The 17,567-nt window shown below is 42.3% G+C and carries 17 protein-coding genes and 1 tRNA gene; 15 read left to right on the top strand and 3 right to left on the bottom strand.

Annotation, left to right across the window (positions count from 1 at the left end; translation table 11 throughout):
• Positions 1-56: 56 nt before the first annotated feature.
• Positions 57-761 (bottom strand): HD domain-containing protein, encoded by a 705-nt coding sequence (locus tag WC473_01135; GenBank protein MFA5124417.1) that lies wholly within the window; start codon positions 759-761, stop codon positions 57-59.
• Positions 762-912: 151 nt separating this feature from the next.
• Between WC473_01135 and WC473_01130 the strand changes: the two genes are divergently transcribed.
• The 10 genes from WC473_01130 (at position 913) to WC473_01085 (ending at position 8,957) form a co-directional block, all read left to right on the top strand.
• Positions 913-1,596: a hypothetical protein gene (locus WC473_01130; protein ID MFA5124416.1), complete on the top strand. Its 684-nt coding sequence runs from the start codon at positions 913-915 to the stop codon at positions 1,594-1,596.
• 30 nt (positions 1,597-1,626) lie between these two features.
• On the top strand, positions 1,627-2,196 hold the full coding sequence (locus tag WC473_01125) for a sigma-70 family RNA polymerase sigma factor (GenBank protein MFA5124415.1): 570 nt from the start codon (positions 1,627-1,629) through the stop codon (positions 2,194-2,196).
• Between the two features lie 61 nt (positions 2,197-2,257).
• The gene (locus WC473_01120) at positions 2,258-2,662 is read left to right on the top strand and encodes a hypothetical protein (GenBank protein MFA5124414.1); all 405 of its coding nucleotides are present in this window, start codon (positions 2,258-2,260) and stop codon (positions 2,660-2,662) included.
• Positions 2,663-2,703: 41 nt separating this feature from the next.
• A complete protein-coding gene (locus tag WC473_01115; GenBank protein MFA5124413.1) occupies positions 2,704-3,207 on the top strand; it encodes a hypothetical protein in 504 nt (167 codons plus the stop codon).
• 47 nt (positions 3,208-3,254) lie between these two features.
• Positions 3,255-5,024: an efflux RND transporter periplasmic adaptor subunit gene (locus tag WC473_01110; GenBank protein MFA5124412.1), complete on the top strand. Its 1,770-nt coding sequence runs from the start codon at positions 3,255-3,257 to the stop codon at positions 5,022-5,024.
• A 12-nt stretch (positions 5,025-5,036) separates the two neighbouring features.
• Positions 5,037-5,723, top strand: a complete 687-nt coding sequence (locus WC473_01105; GenBank protein MFA5124411.1) for an ABC transporter ATP-binding protein — start codon at positions 5,037-5,039, stop codon at positions 5,721-5,723.
• A 3-nt stretch (positions 5,724-5,726) separates the two neighbouring features.
• The gene (locus WC473_01100; GenBank protein MFA5124410.1) at positions 5,727-6,950 is read left to right on the top strand and encodes an ABC transporter permease; all 1,224 of its coding nucleotides are present in this window, start codon (positions 5,727-5,729) and stop codon (positions 6,948-6,950) included.
• A 45-nt stretch (positions 6,951-6,995) separates the two neighbouring features.
• Positions 6,996-7,460 carry a hypothetical protein gene (locus WC473_01095; GenBank protein ID MFA5124409.1) on the top strand — a complete coding sequence of 155 codons (465 nt, stop codon included), beginning with the start codon at positions 6,996-6,998 and terminating at the stop codon, positions 7,458-7,460.
• 216 nt (positions 7,461-7,676) lie between these two features.
• On the top strand, positions 7,677-8,258 hold the full coding sequence (locus WC473_01090; GenBank protein ID MFA5124408.1) for a hypothetical protein: 582 nt from the start codon (positions 7,677-7,679) through the stop codon (positions 8,256-8,258).
• A gap of 306 nt (positions 8,259-8,564) precedes the next feature.
• The gene (locus tag WC473_01085; GenBank protein ID MFA5124407.1) at positions 8,565-8,957 is read left to right on the top strand and encodes a hypothetical protein; all 393 of its coding nucleotides are present in this window, start codon (positions 8,565-8,567) and stop codon (positions 8,955-8,957) included.
• Positions 8,958-9,078: 121 nt separating this feature from the next.
• Here the strand turns inward: WC473_01085 and WC473_01080 are convergent.
• Positions 9,079-9,150: transfer RNA gene (locus WC473_01080), tRNA-Glu, on the bottom strand.
• Between the two features lie 163 nt (positions 9,151-9,313).
• On the opposite strand from WC473_01080, the gene WC473_01075 reads away from it, so the two are divergent.
• Positions 9,314-11,641, top strand: a complete 2,328-nt coding sequence (locus WC473_01075; GenBank protein MFA5124406.1) for an O-antigen ligase family protein — start codon at positions 9,314-9,316, stop codon at positions 11,639-11,641.
• A 55-nt stretch (positions 11,642-11,696) separates the two neighbouring features.
• Here the strand turns inward: WC473_01075 and WC473_01070 are convergent, their stop codons facing one another.
• Positions 11,697-12,845, bottom strand: a complete 1,149-nt coding sequence (locus tag WC473_01070; GenBank protein MFA5124405.1) for a glycosyltransferase family 4 protein — start codon at positions 12,843-12,845, stop codon at positions 11,697-11,699.
• A 75-nt stretch (positions 12,846-12,920) separates the two neighbouring features.
• Between WC473_01070 and WC473_01065 the strand changes: the two genes are divergently transcribed.
• The 4 genes from WC473_01065 to WC473_01050 all read left to right on the top strand — a co-directional run bounded on the left by WC473_01065 (position 12,921) and on the right by WC473_01050 (position 17,560).
• The gene (locus WC473_01065; protein MFA5124404.1) at positions 12,921-13,772 is read left to right on the top strand and encodes a hypothetical protein; all 852 of its coding nucleotides are present in this window, start codon (positions 12,921-12,923) and stop codon (positions 13,770-13,772) included.
• 65 nt (positions 13,773-13,837) lie between these two features.
• Positions 13,838-14,980 carry a glycosyltransferase family 4 protein gene (locus tag WC473_01060; GenBank protein MFA5124403.1) on the top strand — a complete coding sequence of 381 codons (1,143 nt, stop codon included), beginning with the start codon at positions 13,838-13,840 and terminating at the stop codon, positions 14,978-14,980.
• The gene (locus WC473_01055; protein ID MFA5124402.1) at positions 14,967-16,118 is read left to right on the top strand and encodes a glycosyltransferase family 4 protein; all 1,152 of its coding nucleotides are present in this window, start codon (positions 14,967-14,969) and stop codon (positions 16,116-16,118) included. Before WC473_01060 ends, WC473_01055 begins: the two co-directional genes overlap by 14 nt.
• Positions 16,115-17,560 (top strand): radical SAM protein, encoded by a 1,446-nt coding sequence (locus WC473_01050; GenBank protein MFA5124401.1) that lies wholly within the window; start codon positions 16,115-16,117, stop codon positions 17,558-17,560. The genes WC473_01055 and WC473_01050 overlap by 4 nt, the downstream gene beginning before the upstream one ends.
• The last annotated feature ends 7 nt before the right edge of the window (positions 17,561-17,567 follow it).

Below are 17,567 nucleotides of genomic sequence, written 5' to 3'. Positions count from 1 at the left end.
TTTTTGTTTTAAAAAATAAACCTCCGTTTTGGCGACGGAGGTGGTTGGATAAAAGTTCAGGTGTTACTGGCTCGCGGCGGTCCCGATTGTTCGGCCGGCAGAGTCCTGGCTATTTCAATCGCTTCCCGCAGTTCATGGTTCAGATAACGGCAGAAATTAACATTGATTTGCTCAATGGCTGCAATCATGGGCAGGTAGATATCAATGGTCTCTTTGATTTTGCGAGTCCGTTTTTCCGGAGCGCAATGGTGAATGGTGCGCATATTGTGCAAACGATCGCACAATTTAAGCAGTTTAATCCAGGGGTTGGCTTTATTAAGCTGTTGGAAATAGAACTGATGCCTCTCGGAGTCCGATTTGAATCGCGGATCGTTTTTGGACGGCTTGGTCATATTGACGATCAAACTGGAGGCGCGTCGGCCGAAAATGGCGGTTAATTTACTGGGAGTGGCCAGGCGTAATAATAGTTCTGGAGCATCCTCACGGAAATCGTGGAGTAGGGCGGCGATGATCAGATCCTTATCCCAGATGCCCAATTCTTGCATGATAATCCGTGCCGTGTTCTTGCAGTGTTCAATATACGGCGTACCATCATCGCGTTTCTGTTCGTGATGGCCGGCTTTGCCCAGTTCATAGGCGAAATCAACTAATTCAATATCCCCAGGCGACATTTTGAATTCCAACAGTTTAAGGAATTCTTGGTGAGGCAACCAATTTTCTTGATGTTTTTTGCTTCCTACGCCGGTACCGGTATTGGTCATGGCTGGTTCCTCCTGCGGTTTTTGATTCGTATTTATAAAGGTTCTATTGATTGTTTATTGTAGCAATTTCAGGGGATATGTCAAGTTTGTCAGTCTTTGGTAGCCATTAAAATTGAAAAATAAAGCTGTTTCTGCTACTATCCAAAGTAGTATGACATTAATTTTACCTTCCATTACCACAACAAGCCATGCTGATTGGCGACAGATGATTAGTGATTGCACTTCCTTGGGTGTCCAGGAAGTGGCTTTGTTTTTAAGCGCCTTGCCCGCCAAAGAGCATGAAAAAGTCTTTGAAGCGCTTAAGCAGTCAAGCGTTAAGAGTATACCTTTCGTGCACTTGCGTTCTGATATGCCGCCGGAGGAAGTAGATTATTTGATTGATAATTATGGCACTAAGATGTTTAACATCCATAGCCAGAAACAGTTTCCCTTAAAGTATGATCTGTCTCGTTTTAGGTCTATGATCTATCTGGAGAACACCAATAGCCCCATAGCCGATGAAATCAGCGAGTGGGCGGGTTTATGTTTGGATGTGTCGCATCACGAGAACAAACGGTTATTGGGACTGCCTCTTTATCGAGAGATTGTGGAACTATTAAAAAAATATCCGGTCGGTTGCTGGCATTTGAATGCCATCAAACCGGAGTCGATAGTTAAGATTGAGGATGATGACTATGGCTATGACAGGCATAGTTTTAAAAATCTAAGCGAATTTGACTATTGTGTTCGGTATCAGGAATACTTGCCGCAGTTTATCGCTTTGGAATTGGAAAACACCGTAGCCGAACAATTGAAAGCGAAAGAATATGTGGCGAAGTTGCTGAAATTAAAATAAAATAATTTTTGTTACTAATATTTTTTAAAAATGTTCCAACGGATTGATGAAAAATCAGTTGCTGATTATTTGTCCGGCGATGAAAAAGCTTTGGAGGAGTTAGTCGCCAAATATTTTAAAGCCGTTTACGGCTTTATTTTCGGTTATGTTAAGAATCAGGACGAAGCCGAAGATTTGACCCAGGTAACTTTTATCAAGGTCTGGCGGGGGATAAGGCGGTTCAACCATCAGAAAAGTTTTAAGGTTTGGTTGTTTACTATTGCCAAAAACACCGCGCTGGATTATTTGAAAAAGAAAAAACCGCTCAATTTTTCCGCTTTTGAAAACGATGAGGGCGATAATGTGTTGGCAGAAACATTGGCCGATCCCGGGCCGTTGCCTGATGAGATTTTTGAACGCAATGATTTGAGTAGATTATTAGGCGAGGCCATAAACAGTTTACCGTCCAGATATCAGCCGATCATTAGGCTCTATCATATTGATGGATTCTCTTTGTTGGAAATAGCGGAAATAACCGGCCAGCCGCTTAATACGGTAAAAAGTCAGCATCGGCGAGCCTTACTGTTATTGAGGGATGATTTAGTCGAAAAATTTGCCTAAATTTAGAATAAAAATATTAAAGACGCAACCTAATGCGTCTTTAAATCGTATTAATAACCATATGCCACAAGAATTAGGAAAAATCTTTTCTTCCTACCATTCTCCCGAGCCATCCGAAGAACTATTGAATGAGATAGTTTTTGGGCTAAACCGGGAGCAAGCCAAGCGAGCTAAACGGCGTTTGGCGATTTTTTCATTGACCCTGGTCGCTTCCTTAGTCGCTGTCGTTCCGGCATTACGTTTGATCTGGCAGGACATCAGTCAATCCGGCTTTACCGACTTCATTTCTTTGTTCTTTTCCGATCCCGATATGGCATTGGCTTATTGGCAGAATTTTGTCTTGGCGCTTCTGGAGGTTTTGCCGGTTTTGAGCTTAGCTTTATTTTTAACTACTTTGGCGGTCTTTATGGAGTCGTTGAAATTGTTGGTAAAAAATTTCAAAAGCGCCTATCCGCGTTTGGTTTAATGCTATCATTTAATTTATAAACATTTTTAACTTATAAACATATGATTGATTTTAACAAGTTTTTCCAATCAAAATTATTTTTAGGTGTTGTTCTTGGCATGGTGATTTTTATTGTCTTATTGTTGGTTTTTCAGGCTGGGTCGTTTATTGGCTTTAAGAAGGCTGAGTTTTCCTATCATTGGAGTGAAAATTATCAGCGCAACTTTGCCGGACCGCAACGCGGTTTTGCCGAACCCTTCCAAGGCAAGGATTTGATTAATGCTCACGGCATTGCCGGACAAATTATAAAAATTGACGGTTCAACGATCATTATCAAAGGCAATGATAATGTGGAGAGAGCTGTCTTGACCAAAGAAGATACTGTTGTCAGAAGCTTGCGCGACTCAATCAAGACTAATGATCTTAAGTTGAATGATTTAGTTGTCATTATTGGCGATCCGGCGACTACTAGCGGCCAAATTATCGCTAAACTTATCAGGGTGATGCCGACTCCGCCTGCCGGAGCGCCTGTTTCCAATTCTCCTATTGCTCCGGGAATTAAATAATTATCGGATTTAGTTATTTGTTTTATTGCTTTAATACTTTATAATTTATGCTTAATAAGATCAAAGGATTGTTTAAAAAATTCGTTTTGGGCCACAAGGCTATTTCTGTTATTGTTTTGGTTGCCGTAATTATCGGCGGTTATTTTGGTTGGCAATCATTGTTTGGCGGAAAACAGCAAGTGAGTTATGTTACTGCTAAAGCCGTTAAAGACATAATCATTTCAACTGTTTCGGGTAGCGGCACTGTGGCGGCGTCCAGTGAAGTGGAGTTGAAAACCAAAGCTTCCAGCGACGTGACGGCAGTTAAAGTTAAGAAGGGCGATGCGGTTAAGGCCGGTAACGTTCTGGTTCAGCTTAACGCCAAGGATGCGGCTAAGTCGGTGCGTGATGCTCAAGCCAATTTGGATTCGGCTGAACTGTCACTGGAAAAATTGCAACAGCCGACCGATGAGCTGTCTTTGATCCAAGCGCAAAATTCCCTGATCCAATCCCAGCAGAACAAAGAAAATTCCGAGTATGCCTTGGCTAAGGCTTACGAAGACGCTTTTAACGATATCTCCAACGCTTTCTTGGATTTGCCGACCATTATGACTAAGTTGAATGATATTTTGTATAGTGATGAAATAGGCACAGCAGAAAAGACTGTTGGCAGTAATCAAAATAATATACCCGCCTTGCTTTATTCTTTGGCGTCTGAGGATCAGAGCTCTTTTCAATTGTATGAGTTAACAGCGGAAAACGATTATAAAGTCGCTTATACCAAATATCAGGCCAATTTTAGTAGTTTTAAAGCCACTAATCGCTATGCCGACAATCAAACAATAGAGACATTACTGGCCGAAACTATAGAGAACGTCAAAGCTGTTGCTCAGGCGGCCAAGAGCGAAAATAACATGCTTGACGTTTGGGTGGAAGATAGATCGCAAAACAACTGGTCTATTTTCAATACGGTTGATGGCTATCAGAATGATTTAAGCGCCGACATCGGTAAAGTCAACAATCATGTGACTACCCTGTTGGCTATTCAACAAACCTTAAAAACAGATAAGGATGCGATTGCTAATGCCAATAGAACAATCGCCGAGAAAACTGCCAGTTTGGCCAATTTAGAAGCCGGGGCCGATGAATTGGATCTTAGGGCACAACAAATGAGCGTCCAGCAACGGCAGAATTCCTTGGCTGATGCTTTGGAGCAATATGCCAATTATTCGGTAGTCGCTCCTTTTGATGGTGTTGTGGCTAATGTGGCTGTCACCAAGGGTGATACTGTTTCTTCCGGCGCCAGCGCCGTTACTTTGATTACCGACCAGAAAATCGCTAATATTTCGCTTAATGAAGTTGATGTGTCCAAAGTCAAAACCGGCCAGAAGGTCAGTGTTACTTTTGACGCCATTAGCGATTTGACTGTTACCGGCTCAGTGGCTGATGTGGATATGATCGGCACGGTCACTCAGGGTGTGGCCAGCTATGAAGTCAAGATAGTTTTTGATTCGCAAAACGACCAGATTAAATCAGGTATGACCGCCAATGTCAGTATTATAATTGATTCTAAAGTTGAGGCTTTGCAAGTCCCCAGTTCCGCCATCAAGACACAGAACGGCGTTACCTACGTTCAGGTTTTGGTCAATGGCCAACCGCAACAGAAAGAAGTTACTATTGGATTAGCTAGTGATACCATGACTGAGATTTTAAACGGCATAAATGAAGGCGACGAAGTGGTGACGCAGACTGTTACTGCAGGTAAATCCAGCGCTAAAACAACTAGCGGTAGCAGTTCTAGCAACCGTCCTCAAGGCGGGATGATGATGGGGTTCTAACCAATATTATTTATGCTGAGATGCGAAAATATCAATAAGATTTATCAGATGGGCGAAGATAACGAATTAGCGGTCCTGTCTGATATAAATTTTAAAATAGACAGGGGAGAGTTCGTTGCCGTTATCGGTCCTTCCGGTTCCGGCAAAACCACTTTGATGAATATTTTGGGCGCCTTGGACCATCCCAGTATCGGCAAGTATTATCTTGATGATCAGGATGTATTCAGTTTGTCTGACGAAGAAATAGCGTTAATCCGTTGCAAGAAGATCGGTTTTGTCTTTCAATCCTTCAATTTATTATCGCGTTCCACGGTGTTGCGCAATGTTATGGTGCCTTTGATTTATGCCAAAGTACCGAAAGAGCAACGCTTGGCTTTGGCGGAGCAGGCATTGAAGGCCGTAGGTTTGGAAGAAAGTCGCTGGCATCATTTGTCCAACCAATTATCCGGCGGGCAGATGCAACGTGTGGCCATCGCCCGGGCACTGATTAATAATCCGGATATTATTTTGGCCGACGAACCGACGGGCAATCTTGACTCCAAAACGGGGGAGATTACTTTGGAGACTTTTAAACGTCTAAATCGGGAATTCGGTCATACGATAATCCTTATTACTCATGATCATGATGTCGCCGGCCATGCTGACCGGGTAATTGAGATTAAGGACGGCCGGATTACTAGCGACAAAAAAATAAGATAATTTATGCTGTTTTACGATTTATCACAAGAAACATACTTTTCTTTGCTTTCAAACAAGTCTCGATCTATTTTGACGATTTTAGGTATTGTCATCGGCATTGCTTCGGTGATTGCCATGGTTTCCGTGGGTCAGGGGGCAACTTCCAGTATTACCAGCAGGATTGAGTCGTTAGGCACTAACTTATTGGTAATCTCGCCGGCTTCGCAACGTCGTGCCGGAGAACTGGTGCGCGGCGGCATGGGAGAGGCTACGACTTTAACCCTAGAGGATGCTGAGGCGATTTACGCCTCCATTGATGGTATTACTGCGGTAGCCCCGGCAGTTACTTCCCGAAAACAAGTTACGGCCAAAGGCACTAACACTAACACCAGTATCTACGGCATTGACGAAAATTATTTTACCATTAAAAGTGTGACCACTGACTTGGGGTCGTTATTCGGCGCTCAGCAAGTTAATTCCGGTGCTCGCGTGGCTGTTATCGGTCCTACTACCAGAGACAGTTTATTCGGTGAAGGCGCCGATTCAATCGGACAGAAAATTCGCATCAGCGGTCAGGAGTTTACTGTTATCGGCATTACTCAATCCAAGGGTGGCACCACGATGGGCAGTTCCGATGATTTGATCTATATCCCCATTGGCGTGGCTCAGCAATATTTTACCGGCAACAAGGCTGTTAGCAATATCAGCGTTCAAGTATCATCGGCTGATTTAATGGACTCAGTCCAACAGCGAATTTCCGATTTACTCATGACTCGCCATGGCGTTAGCGATGTTAATAATCTTGACTTCAGTATTATGAATCAGGCAGACATGTTGAGCACTATGTCTTCGGTTTCCTCCACCTTGACTTGGCTTTTGGGCGCTATTGCCGGCATTTCCTTGGTAGTCGGCGGTATCGGCATTATGAATATGATGTTAACAACCGTAACCGAGCGTACTAGGGAAATCGGCTTAAGAAAATCGTTAGGCGCCACCAATTCCGATATTAGCAGTCAGTTTCTGGCCGAGTCCGTGGCTCTGACCTTTGTCGGCGGTTTCTTCGGCATTATTATCGGCTGGCTGGCGTCTTACATTATCAGCGCTTTGGCCAGTATGGCTACGAGCGTTACCTGGACTTCAGTATTATTAGCTTTCGGCATTTCGGCTTTGATCGGCATAGTGTTCGGTTATTATCCGGCGCGGCGCGCGGCCAAGCTCAATCCGATTGATGCATTACGATATCAATAAAACAATAATAAATTAATTAATAAATAAATAATAATTTTAAAATCTATGAAACAAAAGTTACCTCTTCCTTTAATGATTTTGGTTGCCGTGGTCGTAATCGTGCTTGTCGGCGCCGCTTCTTTTTATGCCGGCACCAAGTATTCTTCAGCCAAGAGATTTAATTCATTCGGCGGCGGTAATTTTAGCCAAGGCCAACAGCAAGGCAATGCCACCACGGCCGGCCGGAGAATTAATGTCGGCGGGGGGATGGTAAATGGCGATGTTTTGTCTTTGGATGAAAAAAGTCTCACAGTCAAGGGTCGCGACGGCAGTTCTAAAATGGTCTTTTTCGCCACCTCAACGGAAGTTGGCAAGTTTGCCACCGGTGCTGTTAGTGATTTGGCTGTCGGGCAGAATGTCGTGGTAACCGGCAAAACCAACAGTGATGGCAGTGTTATCGCCCAATCTATTCAGATCCGTCCAGCTACGGCTAATCCTGATTTAGGTGCGCCCGTTAATCCAGTTAAATAATTATTAAATAATTTTGGCCGCTAAAAAATATCCTCTTTGCGGGGGTATTTTTTTGTTAATAATCATAATATTAAGGTAATATTTGTTTAAAATTAGAAAGAATAATGGGATATTTAATTTAAGCTGCTTGACAAAAAATAATGATATGCTATCATTATATGATGATATTTTTTGGAACGGACATTAACAAAATACTAAATAAGAAAGGATGAATCAATGCTAAAGAAAGAGGCGCAGAAATATTTGCTTCAGGTTGAGAAAATAGCCGAGCAATTCGGGTATGATGTTCATTATGAGAAAGATCATCCTACTAGCTCACCAAGAAATCGTGTTCTGGGATTACTGAACTTAGTTCAAAGAGACCAGCGGTTTTTGAAAAAGCTGTACAGATTGTACACTGGATGGGGTGGGAATTGGAGTTGGCATATTCGGACCGAGATTCTTGTCAGGATTAATGATTTGCCATATATCAAAAAATTAATTGCCAAAAAGGCTCTGGATGATAACGGCGCAGAAAGTCCAGAAAGCAGGTTTATCTTAGAAAGGGACAAAGAATTATATGATAGTGACCCAGAGTTTATTGACAATCTCGCCCAAAATGCGGTAGACGGATTCATTCAAACGGCGGCCGTCGGCGCGACTCGCAATCTTTCTATTCTTAAGAAGTTCTCCAGACTCAATGATACAAATCAATACAAATATGTTCGGCCAAGCCGAGCGGCAAGTGAGGCATTTCGTAACAAATGCCTTAAAGAAGCAGCTCTGAATAGATTGCAGATCCTACATCCGAAGGTATAAAAAATACAGAACATTACTGTCAATCAGCAACTAACTACTGCTGGTTGACATTTTTTTTGTTAATAATTGTATTATTAAGGCAATATTTTTCTAAAATTAGGAAGAATGATAAAATGTTTATTTTTTTTATTAACTGTTGTTGACATTACTATATTTATTTGCTAATATTATCAACTAGTGTTGGATATTAAAATTGGTATGGGGTTATTTATTGGTTGAGGTTGACAAATTAGTATTAATTTATTAAAGCGGTAGATTACTAAATTGGACATTAACAAAGAAGGGTAAAAAATAAGGAGACTGATTATGTCGAGCTTTGTTCGTCAATATGGTAAAGAAGACACGGGTGCTTTGGTTAATTTGAGATGTATGCGACATTTTAAAATAGAACAGGTACTGTTTTGTCTCCATTCCTCAAGACAGGGTAAAGGAAGGTCAATTGCTTTGCCGGTAGATTGGGAAATTAAGATTGTTAGAGGCGAAGTTTTGGCTACAGGCAGTAAAGTTACAATTTCTTTTTTGCAAGTTAAGAAAAATGCTTTATTTGGGAAAAAGCAGGATACTTTTACGGCGTCAGTTACGTTGAGTGATGGAGGAGAAGGAAGATACAAACTTGCTTTTAATTTAAAATCCCCCCTTTTTTCTTCAGAGACGAGAAGTATTACATTGGTTACCGACCAAGGAGCATATGCTTTTTGAAATTTGTGAGACCCCTTAAAATGGGGTCTTTTTTTATTTGGTACCGCCCCGTTCTGTTCGATTCCTCGACTAGAAATAAAAATAAAAAGACCAGGATCATACCTGGTTTTTTTATTTTATGTACCGCCACGGGGAATCGAACCCCGATTACAGCCTTGAGAAGGCCGCGTCCTAACCATTAGACGATGGCGGCAAATATTATTTGTGAATTACGAAATTATTATATCATAAACATTTGAAATAATCAAGCCGGCGAATGATTGTCGCCGGGCCAATCGCTTTTGTCCCTCACTTGTTTTCGCCTTAATTTTATTGTAAAATTAACTCAATTAATCCAACCATCCTTAACCAATCCTATGAATCAAAAACAATTTTTGACAGTAGTGTTAAAAGGCATAATCTGGGTTTGTCTGAGCGTTATCCTGTTTTCCGCCTTATATGTCAGTTCTCATTTATTTTTTCCTTTCATTACCACTAAGACTTTTGCTTTTCAGATTGCCGTAGAAGTGATGTTTGTGGCTTTCCTGGTGCTTTGCCTGGTTGATGACAAATATCGCATTCGGCTTAATGTTACTGTGCTTCTATTGTTGCTTTATCTGGTGATTCTGACCGTCGCCTCGGCTTTTTCCGGCAATGACTTCTATCATTCTTTCTGGTCAAATAACGAACGTAGTGACGGCATTCTGCTGTTGACTCATTTATTTTTATTCTCCGCCGTGTTGTCAGGATTCTTTCGCTCCGTCAAAGAGTGGCTATATCTTTTTGATTTATTTTTATTAGCTTCTTTTGCCGTGGCTCTGGTGGCTTTGGATCAGTATTTGGCTTTGACTTTTGTCGGTTCCTGGAAGGATCATTTTTTGCCTTCCTCCAACGGCGCACGTTTGGCCGGAACAATTGGTAATTCCGGCTATGTCGGTGGCTACATGGTGTTCGGTATTTTTACCGCCCTGTTTATGGCTTTGAAGCGATCGCAGTGGTGGGCCAAGACTCTTTACGTTTTAGCGATTGTTTTGGAGTTATTTATCGCCGTTCAAACTTTCACCCGTGGCGCCTATCTGGCTTTAGGTCTGGGTGGCCTTATCACTCTGATCTATTTAGGTTACTTTTATTATAATAAGCTCTGGCTAAAAATCACCGCTACCGCTGTAATTGCCATCGCTTTGTTATTCTTTGCCGCCATATTCGGTTGTGGCAGCGGCAAGATTTTAACTCCGGGATTCGGTTTTTCTTTAGAGAGGGGATTCCATAAAACCGCGGTCTGCAATAATTTCGATTATGCCAATCCGATTTTAAAAAGAATCAACTCTATTTCTTTGACCGACGTTACCAGCAATAACCGCATTGTGGCTTGGATTATCGGCCTCAAAGGCATTATCGCCAGACCTATCTTGGGTTATGGCCAAGAAAATTTTTATCAAGTTTTTGATAAATACTATACAACCAAGAGTTCGGAGCAGTGGTTTGACCGTTGCCATAACATGTTTTGCGATCGCGCCGTTACCGGCGGGGTTATTGGTCTGCTGTCTTATTTAGCCGTTCTATTACTGCCTTTCTTCTTTTTATGGAAGTATTATTTTAAGGAATACGGCAATAAGGGCAATAATAAAGAGCAAGAAACTACGGGCAGGGATTATAAAAAATATTTGACGCCGGTTATTTTCAGTATCCTGATCATCGCTTATTTGATTCAGAATTTTTTTATTTTTGAAGCTTTAGCGACTTATATCCCGCTTATAATCGTCTTGAGTTTTGTCGGCCAATACAGCCGGAGTTGGAATCTTAATTTTTTGAATAATTATAATTTTAAAGCTGTTTTGGCGGTTATTGTTGGTATTTTGTTACTGCCGGCGATTTGGTTTTTCAATTTGAAACCGCTTTATGCCAACGCTGATTTTATCAAGTCCCTAACCAGTCCTTGGCCGACTTTGCAAGATAAAATTGAATCTTTTGAGGAGGTAATCGGCCGCGGTACTCTCGGCAATCAGGAATATCGCAAGCATTATTTTGATTTTTACGGCAATGAATTGATGAGCTATTTGTCTAAAACTTCCAACCGCACCTCGGGCAAAGACAAGCAAATGGCTGATTGGTCCAATTTAATGGAAAATCAATTTCTCAACCAGATAAAAGAAAATTCTCATAGTGTCACTAACTGGCTGTTACTTGAAAGATTTTATAATATTTCCTATATCTTCAATGTTAATCGTTTGCAGAAGGCCATTGATATCGCCGATCAAATGGTTGCTTTAAGTCCGGGCAGGCCTCAGATATACTACGAAGCGGGATCATCCAATTATTATTTGGGCTGTTTCTTGTTGGCTGAAAAAAATAATCCCGAGGAAGCCAAAAAACAATATCAACAAGCTTTGACCAGATTTTGGCAGGGCGCTAAAATCAACAATCAGGCCGGCGACGGTTTTGATCAATTTAGCGATTTTGTTTTATCCGTTAAAAACAACGCCCAGATTGCCGATACCTTCGCTCAATCATTGGCTACGGGACCGATAGACGGTCTATCGCCAACTGAGTTAGTCAAACAGTTGACTCAATGGTCTGATGCGCCCGATGATGAGGAAGGAATCATGGCGCAAAGGAAGGAAAAACTAAAAACTATGGCAGTCTGGTTGATTGCTTCAGAAGCGGGCACTCCCGAATTAAAACAATATTTGGCAACAATCAAATAACAAAAAATCCCCGGATTAGTCCGGGGATTTTTTATGTAATTTTAAATGGATTTCCTTATTTTGAGTAGGCTTTCAAGGTTTTTTCTATCATTTGGCTTAGGCCGAATTCTTTTTTAACCTTGGATAATCCCGCTTCGCCGAATCGTTTTCTTAATTCTTTATCCGCCAGCAGTTTTATTTTTTCCGCCAGCAGGCCGGGTGATCGCGGGTCAACCAGATAACCGGTAACTCCGTCATCAATCGTTTCGGGGATGCCCCCGACTTTGGTGGCTATGACGGGCAAGCCGGCGGACATAGCCTCTAGTATGAAGTAGGGCAGACCCTCCTTGACTGATGACATTACGGCCAGATCAAAGGCTTTCAGATATCTGGCGGCTTCTTGTTTGTTACCGGCCAGGATAATATTATTTTCTAAATTATTTTCTAATTTTAATTTCTTGATTTGTCTCTCCAATTCGTTTCTTAATCCTCCCTCGCCTATGATTATCAGTTTATAATCGTCAGCCGGCAGGAGACTGACAGTATCAATTAAATAATTTAATCCTTTAGCCGGATAAAAATTAGCAATAGTCCCGATAATCAGCGGCCGATTTTCGTCGGCGGGTTTAGTATCCAATAGTTCATTTAGAGCCGTCTCTTGATCCAAAAAATAATCAGCCGGCAAATCCAGGCCGTTATGGATGGTGATTAACTTTTCGGCGGGAGCGATTTTTGCTGTAAGGCCGGCTTGCCGATCAAAATCGGATAGGCAGATAAAACAGTCCTTGAAGCCGGCAAATGATTTTTCTATCAAAAAATAAAACAGTTTGACCAGGGGATTGAGGCTTTCATTGAAAACCCAACCGTGCACCGTATAAACCACCTTGGCGCGATGACGGGATAATCTGGCGGCCAAGGATCCTACCGCTCCGGCCTTACTGCTGTTTAAGTGGATAATGTCCGGTCGTTCTTGTTCAATCAGCGTTTTTATCTCTTTGACTGCTAACAAATCATTAAGCAGACTAACTTTTCTCATTAGTTTTTTAAGAGGTACAAATTTTAGGCCTTTTTCCTGCAATTTCGCCGTTAATTCTCCGATTGACTCCTCGCCACCGGCTATTATGACCTCAGTATCATTTTTTTTGGCTAAATTTAGAGCAAAAGTATAAACATATTTTTGCGCTCCGCCCCAAGATGATTGAGTTATGACAAATAGCACTTTCATAAGTTGTTGCCTTGATTTTTTTAGCTTATTTCTGATATAATATTAAGGTATTAATCGATAATTTACAAGACCGCCATGAACAAATTAATCGGTTTTATCGGCCAGGGCTGGATCGGCAAAAATTATGCCGATGATTTTGAGTCCAGGGGTTATCAAGTGATTCGTTATTCCCTGGAGGAACCATACCTCGCCAATAAGGAAAAAATCAGCGAGTGCGATATTGTGTTTGTTGCCGTACCGACGCCGACTACCCGGGCGGGTTTTGATGATTCCATCGTTAGAAGCGCCGTAAAGCTGGTCGGCGCAGGCAAAATCGCGGTCATCAAATCAACTGTTTTGCCTGGCACGACCGAGTCAATTCAGGCAGAAACCCCGGGTATTTATTTGTTCCATTCGCCGGAGTTTTTGTCGGTTTCCACTGCTTATGACGATTCCCGCCATCCGCAAAGGAATATCGTCGGCATGCCGACAGATAATGAAGAATACAAAAGCAAGGCTCGGGAAGTGATGTCGGTATTGCCCCAGGCTGATTTTTCTCTTATTACCTCCGCCAAAGAAGCGGAGCTGTTCAAATATCTGCGGAATTGTTTTTTCTATACCAAAGTCATTTACATGAACATGCTTTATGACTTGTCCAAGAAGTTGGGTTGTCGCTGGGAAGTTTTGAGGGAAATCATGGCCAACGACCCGTGGATCGGCAATATGCATATTGATCCGGTGCACAAGAGCGGTCGTGGCGCCGGCGGAGAATGTTTCATTAAAGATTTGGCTGCGCTCAAGCGTTTTTACAAGCAGAACTTGAATGACGAATCGGCGGACGCAATCTTTTCCGCCTTGGAAAAAAAGAATCTTGAGTTATTACTAAAAAGCCGGAAAGATTTGGACTTGCTTAGGGGCGTCTACGGCGAGGAAATAGCTAAAGAATAATCTGCTACGTAACATGCTACGTAGCAAGCTACGTAGCAATTTATTACTTATCTTATCTTAATTGCATGCCTGCGGAAAGTAAAAAAAGAATCTTGATTTTCTCCTTGGCTTACCACCCGTTTGTGGGCGGAGCCGAAGTGGCCGTTAAAGAAATCACCAAGCGGTTGGGTGGAGATTTTGAATTTGATATGCTTACTGTCAATTTGGACGGACGTCAGCCGGCGGAAGAACAGGATTTTAACGGTATTAATAGGGTTTATCGTCTTGGCCGGGGCAGATTGGACAAGTATCTATTTCCCTGGCTGGCATACAAAAAAGCAACCGAACTACAACAGCAGAACGGCTATGATTTGATTTGGGCGATGATGGCTAACCAGGCGGGCTGGGCGGCTATGAAGTTCAAACGCCGTTTTCCGCAGATTCCTTATTTATTGACTTTGCAAGAAGGGGATAGCGAGTGGGATATTTGGCTGAAAACTTGGTTTATCCGGCCGATCTACAAAGCGATTTACCGTCGCGCTGACCAGATTCAGGCGATATCTAATTTTTTAGTTGGACGAGCAAAAAAATTGGGAGCGAAGTGCCCGATTAAAGTGGTGCCGAACGGAGTAAGGAACGAATGGCTTAGTAGATGTGATTATGACCAATTAAAACAATTAAGGAATTCTAAAATAATAATCACCGCTTCTCGATTAGAGAAAAAAAATGGAGTGGAGTATTTAATTAGAGCGATGGAAAATATTGACGGAAAGCTGTTAATCATTGGGGATGGAAGTATAAGAGAGGAGTTGGAGAAAATAACAGAAGAATTAAATTTAAAAAATAAGATAGAGTTTATAGGATTAATAGACAATTTGAAGGTTTATAACTATCTTATGAGATCCAATGTTTTTTGTCGGCCGTCATTGTCGGAAGGACTCGGCAATTCTTTTTTAGAAGCCATGGGAGTTTATGTACCTATCGTGGGCACACTGGTTGGTGGGATTCCTGATTTTTTAAAAGACGGCGAGACCGGTTGGTTCTGCGAAGTGAAAAATCCCAAGAGTATCGCCGAAAAAATCAATTACATTTTATCTGAAAAAAATAAAGTCGAAGTTGAAAGAGTGGTTGAAAATGCCCAAAAATTAGTAACCGAAAAATATAATTGGAATAAGATCGTCGGCGAGATGAAAAATATTTTCAATAAATTGGCAAATGGACAGGAATAACACAAAAATTTTAATCGCCACCGGCATTTACCCGCCGGATATTGGCGGTCCGGCCACAATGCTTAAGGCGCTGGCCTCGTCCTTGCGCGCCGAAGGTTTTGGCGTCAAGGTCATCACTTACTCTAGTCAAAAACGCTCAGAGCAAGACGTTTATCGAGTGGCAAAAAATAAAGTTTTCAGTCGGTTGCATTATTTTTTGGCTATGCTTTTCCTGTCTTTTAACGCCGACCTGATTTATGTAACCGATATCTACAGTGTCGGCTGGTTTGCCAATTTGATAAAAAAAATAACCAAGAAAAAATATTTAGTCAGGTTTGCCGGCGATGCCGCCTGGGAAACAGCCACCGCTAACGGCTGGACAACCGATTACATCACCGACTTTGAAAAGAATATTTATAATCAACAAATTGAAAGAATGAAAGCGCGTCGCCGCCGGATATTATTGGAAGCCGATGCGATTATTGCCGTCAGCAATTTTATGGGCGATTTGGCCAAGCTGATCGGCGTTGACTTAGCCAAAATAAATGTCATATATAATGCGATTGATTTTGGCGATGAGGTTAGCGTTAATAAATCAGCCCCCATTAATCTGCCTAACGACGGTTCCATAATTATGACGGCTTGCCGGTTAACCAAATGGAAGGGCGTGGATCAATTAATCCGGGCGATGCCGGAAATCATCAAGCGTTTGGGTCGGGCCTATTTGATCGTTTTGGGCGATGGTCCGGAGTTAGAGAATCTGCAGAACCTGGCTCAGTCTTTGAAACTGGCCGAGCAAATAAAGTTTCTTGATCGCGTACCGCATGAAAAAGTTTTGGAATATTTCAGTCACGCCGATGTTTTTGTTTTAAACACCAATTATGAAGGCCTGTCCCATACATTATTGGAAGCCATAAAAGCCGGGGCGCCGGTAATCGCCACTGACGTCGGCGGCAATCCCGAGGTTATTACAGACGGCCAGAACGGCTTGCTGGTAAACTACAATAATCAAAAACAATTAATTGAAGCGATTTTCCGACTATTGACTGACCGTCCTTTGGCTCAAAAGCTGACCGAAGCGGCAACAGTCAAGCTGAAAGATTTTTCTTGGCGGCAGACAGTGGATCAAACCGTTGATTTATTGAAAAAAATGCAATGAAAAAAGTTTTACTGATCAATCCCGAATTTAATATAGTTAAAGATAATTACGACAGCTCTATTTCTGTCGGTTTGTTGAGTATTGCCACCTACTTAGATAGTCAAGGAGTGGAGGTCAAGATGATAGACGGCGTCAGGCAGAAGGATTATTTGAGCTTATTGGAGCAAGCGATTAAGGATTTTGATTTGATCGGTGTTTCAGTTATGACCATGCAGATCTCCAATGCCTTGAAAATCTCCGAGTTGGCCAGAAGAATCAATCCCGCCGCCCAAATTGTTTGGGGCGGATCGCATCCGACTTTTTTTATTGAGCAGACAGCCAAAAATCCGCTGATTGATATAGTAGTTATCGGCGAAGGCGAAGAAACCATGTTGCAGTTGGCGCGAGGCCGATCCCTGGCAGAAATCAAAGGCCTCGCTTATTGCGCTGACGGGAGAGTTATTGTCAATCAGCCGCAACCCCTGCATCAACCCCAAGCCATGCCGTTATTTAATTGGGATTTAGTGCCTCAGGAAATCAGAGAGCATCTATATTTGATTCCTTCTCTAACTTCGCGCGGTTGTCCGCATCGTTGTACTTTTTGCATTAATGCGATTTTGAAAAATCATTGGCGCGCTCGGACGACCGAGCAGGTGCTTGAGGATTTACGGATAATTAAGGCCAAGGAGTATTTCCAGGGCAAGAAATTGCGTTTTTGGGACGAGAACTTTTTTGTGGATATCAGCCGCGCTAAGGCGATCATTGACGGCATGATTAGGGAAGATCTGGTTTTGCCTTGGGAAACCACTATTCGCGCCGATTACCTTAAGCCGGGGATGGTGGATGATGAACTTTTAGCCAAGTTAAAGCAGTCCGGCTGTTATTTGTTGTCTTTCGGCGCCGAATCCGGCAGTAGCCGTATCTTAAAAATGATCAAAAAAGACGTTACCGCCGATGACATAGTCGCTTCCGCTAAGGCCTGCCTCAAGCATGGCATCATACCTCAGTATTCATTCATGATTGGTTTGCCTGGCGAGTCGCGGAGTGATATGCAGGAAACCCTGAGGTTGATTGATCGCTTAATCGCCTTAAGCGACGAGGTCCAGATTTTGGGCCCTCAAGCGTTTCGCCCCTACCCCGGATCAGAGTTATATGAGGAATGCGTCAAGGCCGGCTGGCGGGAACCGCAGTCGCTTGAGGAATGGAAAAAGGTTTCAGAGAACGAGTTGAGCTACATGTCAGTAGAGAATTTTCCTTGGGTTAAGGACAAGGACTTTGTGGAATCAATGGAGGCCTATGTCAGATTCGGCGCCTTGTCATTCAAGAGCGCGATGAATTCAACTGTCTCTTCCAATAAATTACTCAAATTCTGTTTTATTTGTTTATGTAAACTGCGTTGGAAATTGAAATTTTTTTTCTGGCCGGTGGAATTTAAATTGGCCAAGAAATTTATTACTAAATAATTATTGA

The organism is Patescibacteria group bacterium (assembly GCA_041650895.1).
Classification (GTDB): Bacteria; Patescibacteriota; Patescibacteriia; order 2-01-FULL-39-33; family 2-01-FULL-39-33; genus CAISTG01.
Note: the sequence above shows the minus strand (reverse complement) of the source record. Positions and strands in the feature narration are given on the sequence as shown.

Bases quoted from the DNA above. Each gene is read 5' to 3' on its own strand.
- WC473_01115 (MFA5124413.1), top strand. From the start codon at position 2,704: ATGATTGATTTTAACAAGTTTTTCCAATCAAAATTATTTTTAGGTGTT.
- WC473_01050 (MFA5124401.1), top strand. From the start codon at position 16,115: ATGAAAAAAGTTTTACTGATCAATCCCGAATTTAATATAGTTAAAGAT.
- WC473_01105 (MFA5124411.1), top strand. From the start codon at position 5,037: ATGCTGAGATGCGAAAATATCAATAAGATTTATCAGATGGGCGAAGAT.
- WC473_01070 (MFA5124405.1), bottom strand. From the start codon at position 12,845: ATGAAAGTGCTATTTGTCATAACTCAATCATCTTGGGGCGGAGCGCAA.
- WC473_01125 (MFA5124415.1), top strand. From the start codon at position 1,627: ATGTTCCAACGGATTGATGAAAAATCAGTTGCTGATTATTTGTCCGGC.
- WC473_01065 (MFA5124404.1), top strand. From the start codon at position 12,921: ATGAACAAATTAATCGGTTTTATCGGCCAGGGCTGGATCGGCAAAAAT.
- WC473_01095 (MFA5124409.1), top strand. From the start codon at position 6,996: ATGAAACAAAAGTTACCTCTTCCTTTAATGATTTTGGTTGCCGTGGTC.
- WC473_01075 (MFA5124406.1), top strand. From the start codon at position 9,314: ATGAATCAAAAACAATTTTTGACAGTAGTGTTAAAAGGCATAATCTGG.
- WC473_01085 (MFA5124407.1), top strand. From the start codon at position 8,565: ATGTCGAGCTTTGTTCGTCAATATGGTAAAGAAGACACGGGTGCTTTG.
- WC473_01060 (MFA5124403.1), top strand. From the start codon at position 13,838: ATGCCTGCGGAAAGTAAAAAAAGAATCTTGATTTTCTCCTTGGCTTAC.
- WC473_01120 (MFA5124414.1), top strand. From the start codon at position 2,258: ATGCCACAAGAATTAGGAAAAATCTTTTCTTCCTACCATTCTCCCGAG.
- WC473_01055 (MFA5124402.1), top strand. From the start codon at position 14,967: ATGGACAGGAATAACACAAAAATTTTAATCGCCACCGGCATTTACCCG.
- WC473_01090 (MFA5124408.1), top strand. From the start codon at position 7,677: ATGCTAAAGAAAGAGGCGCAGAAATATTTGCTTCAGGTTGAGAAAATA.
- WC473_01130 (MFA5124416.1), top strand. From the start codon at position 913: ATGACATTAATTTTACCTTCCATTACCACAACAAGCCATGCTGATTGG.
- WC473_01135 (MFA5124417.1), bottom strand. From the start codon at position 761: ATGACCAATACCGGTACCGGCGTAGGAAGCAAAAAACATCAAGAAAAT.
- WC473_01100 (MFA5124410.1), top strand. From the start codon at position 5,727: ATGCTGTTTTACGATTTATCACAAGAAACATACTTTTCTTTGCTTTCA.
- WC473_01110 (MFA5124412.1), top strand. From the start codon at position 3,255: ATGCTTAATAAGATCAAAGGATTGTTTAAAAAATTCGTTTTGGGCCAC.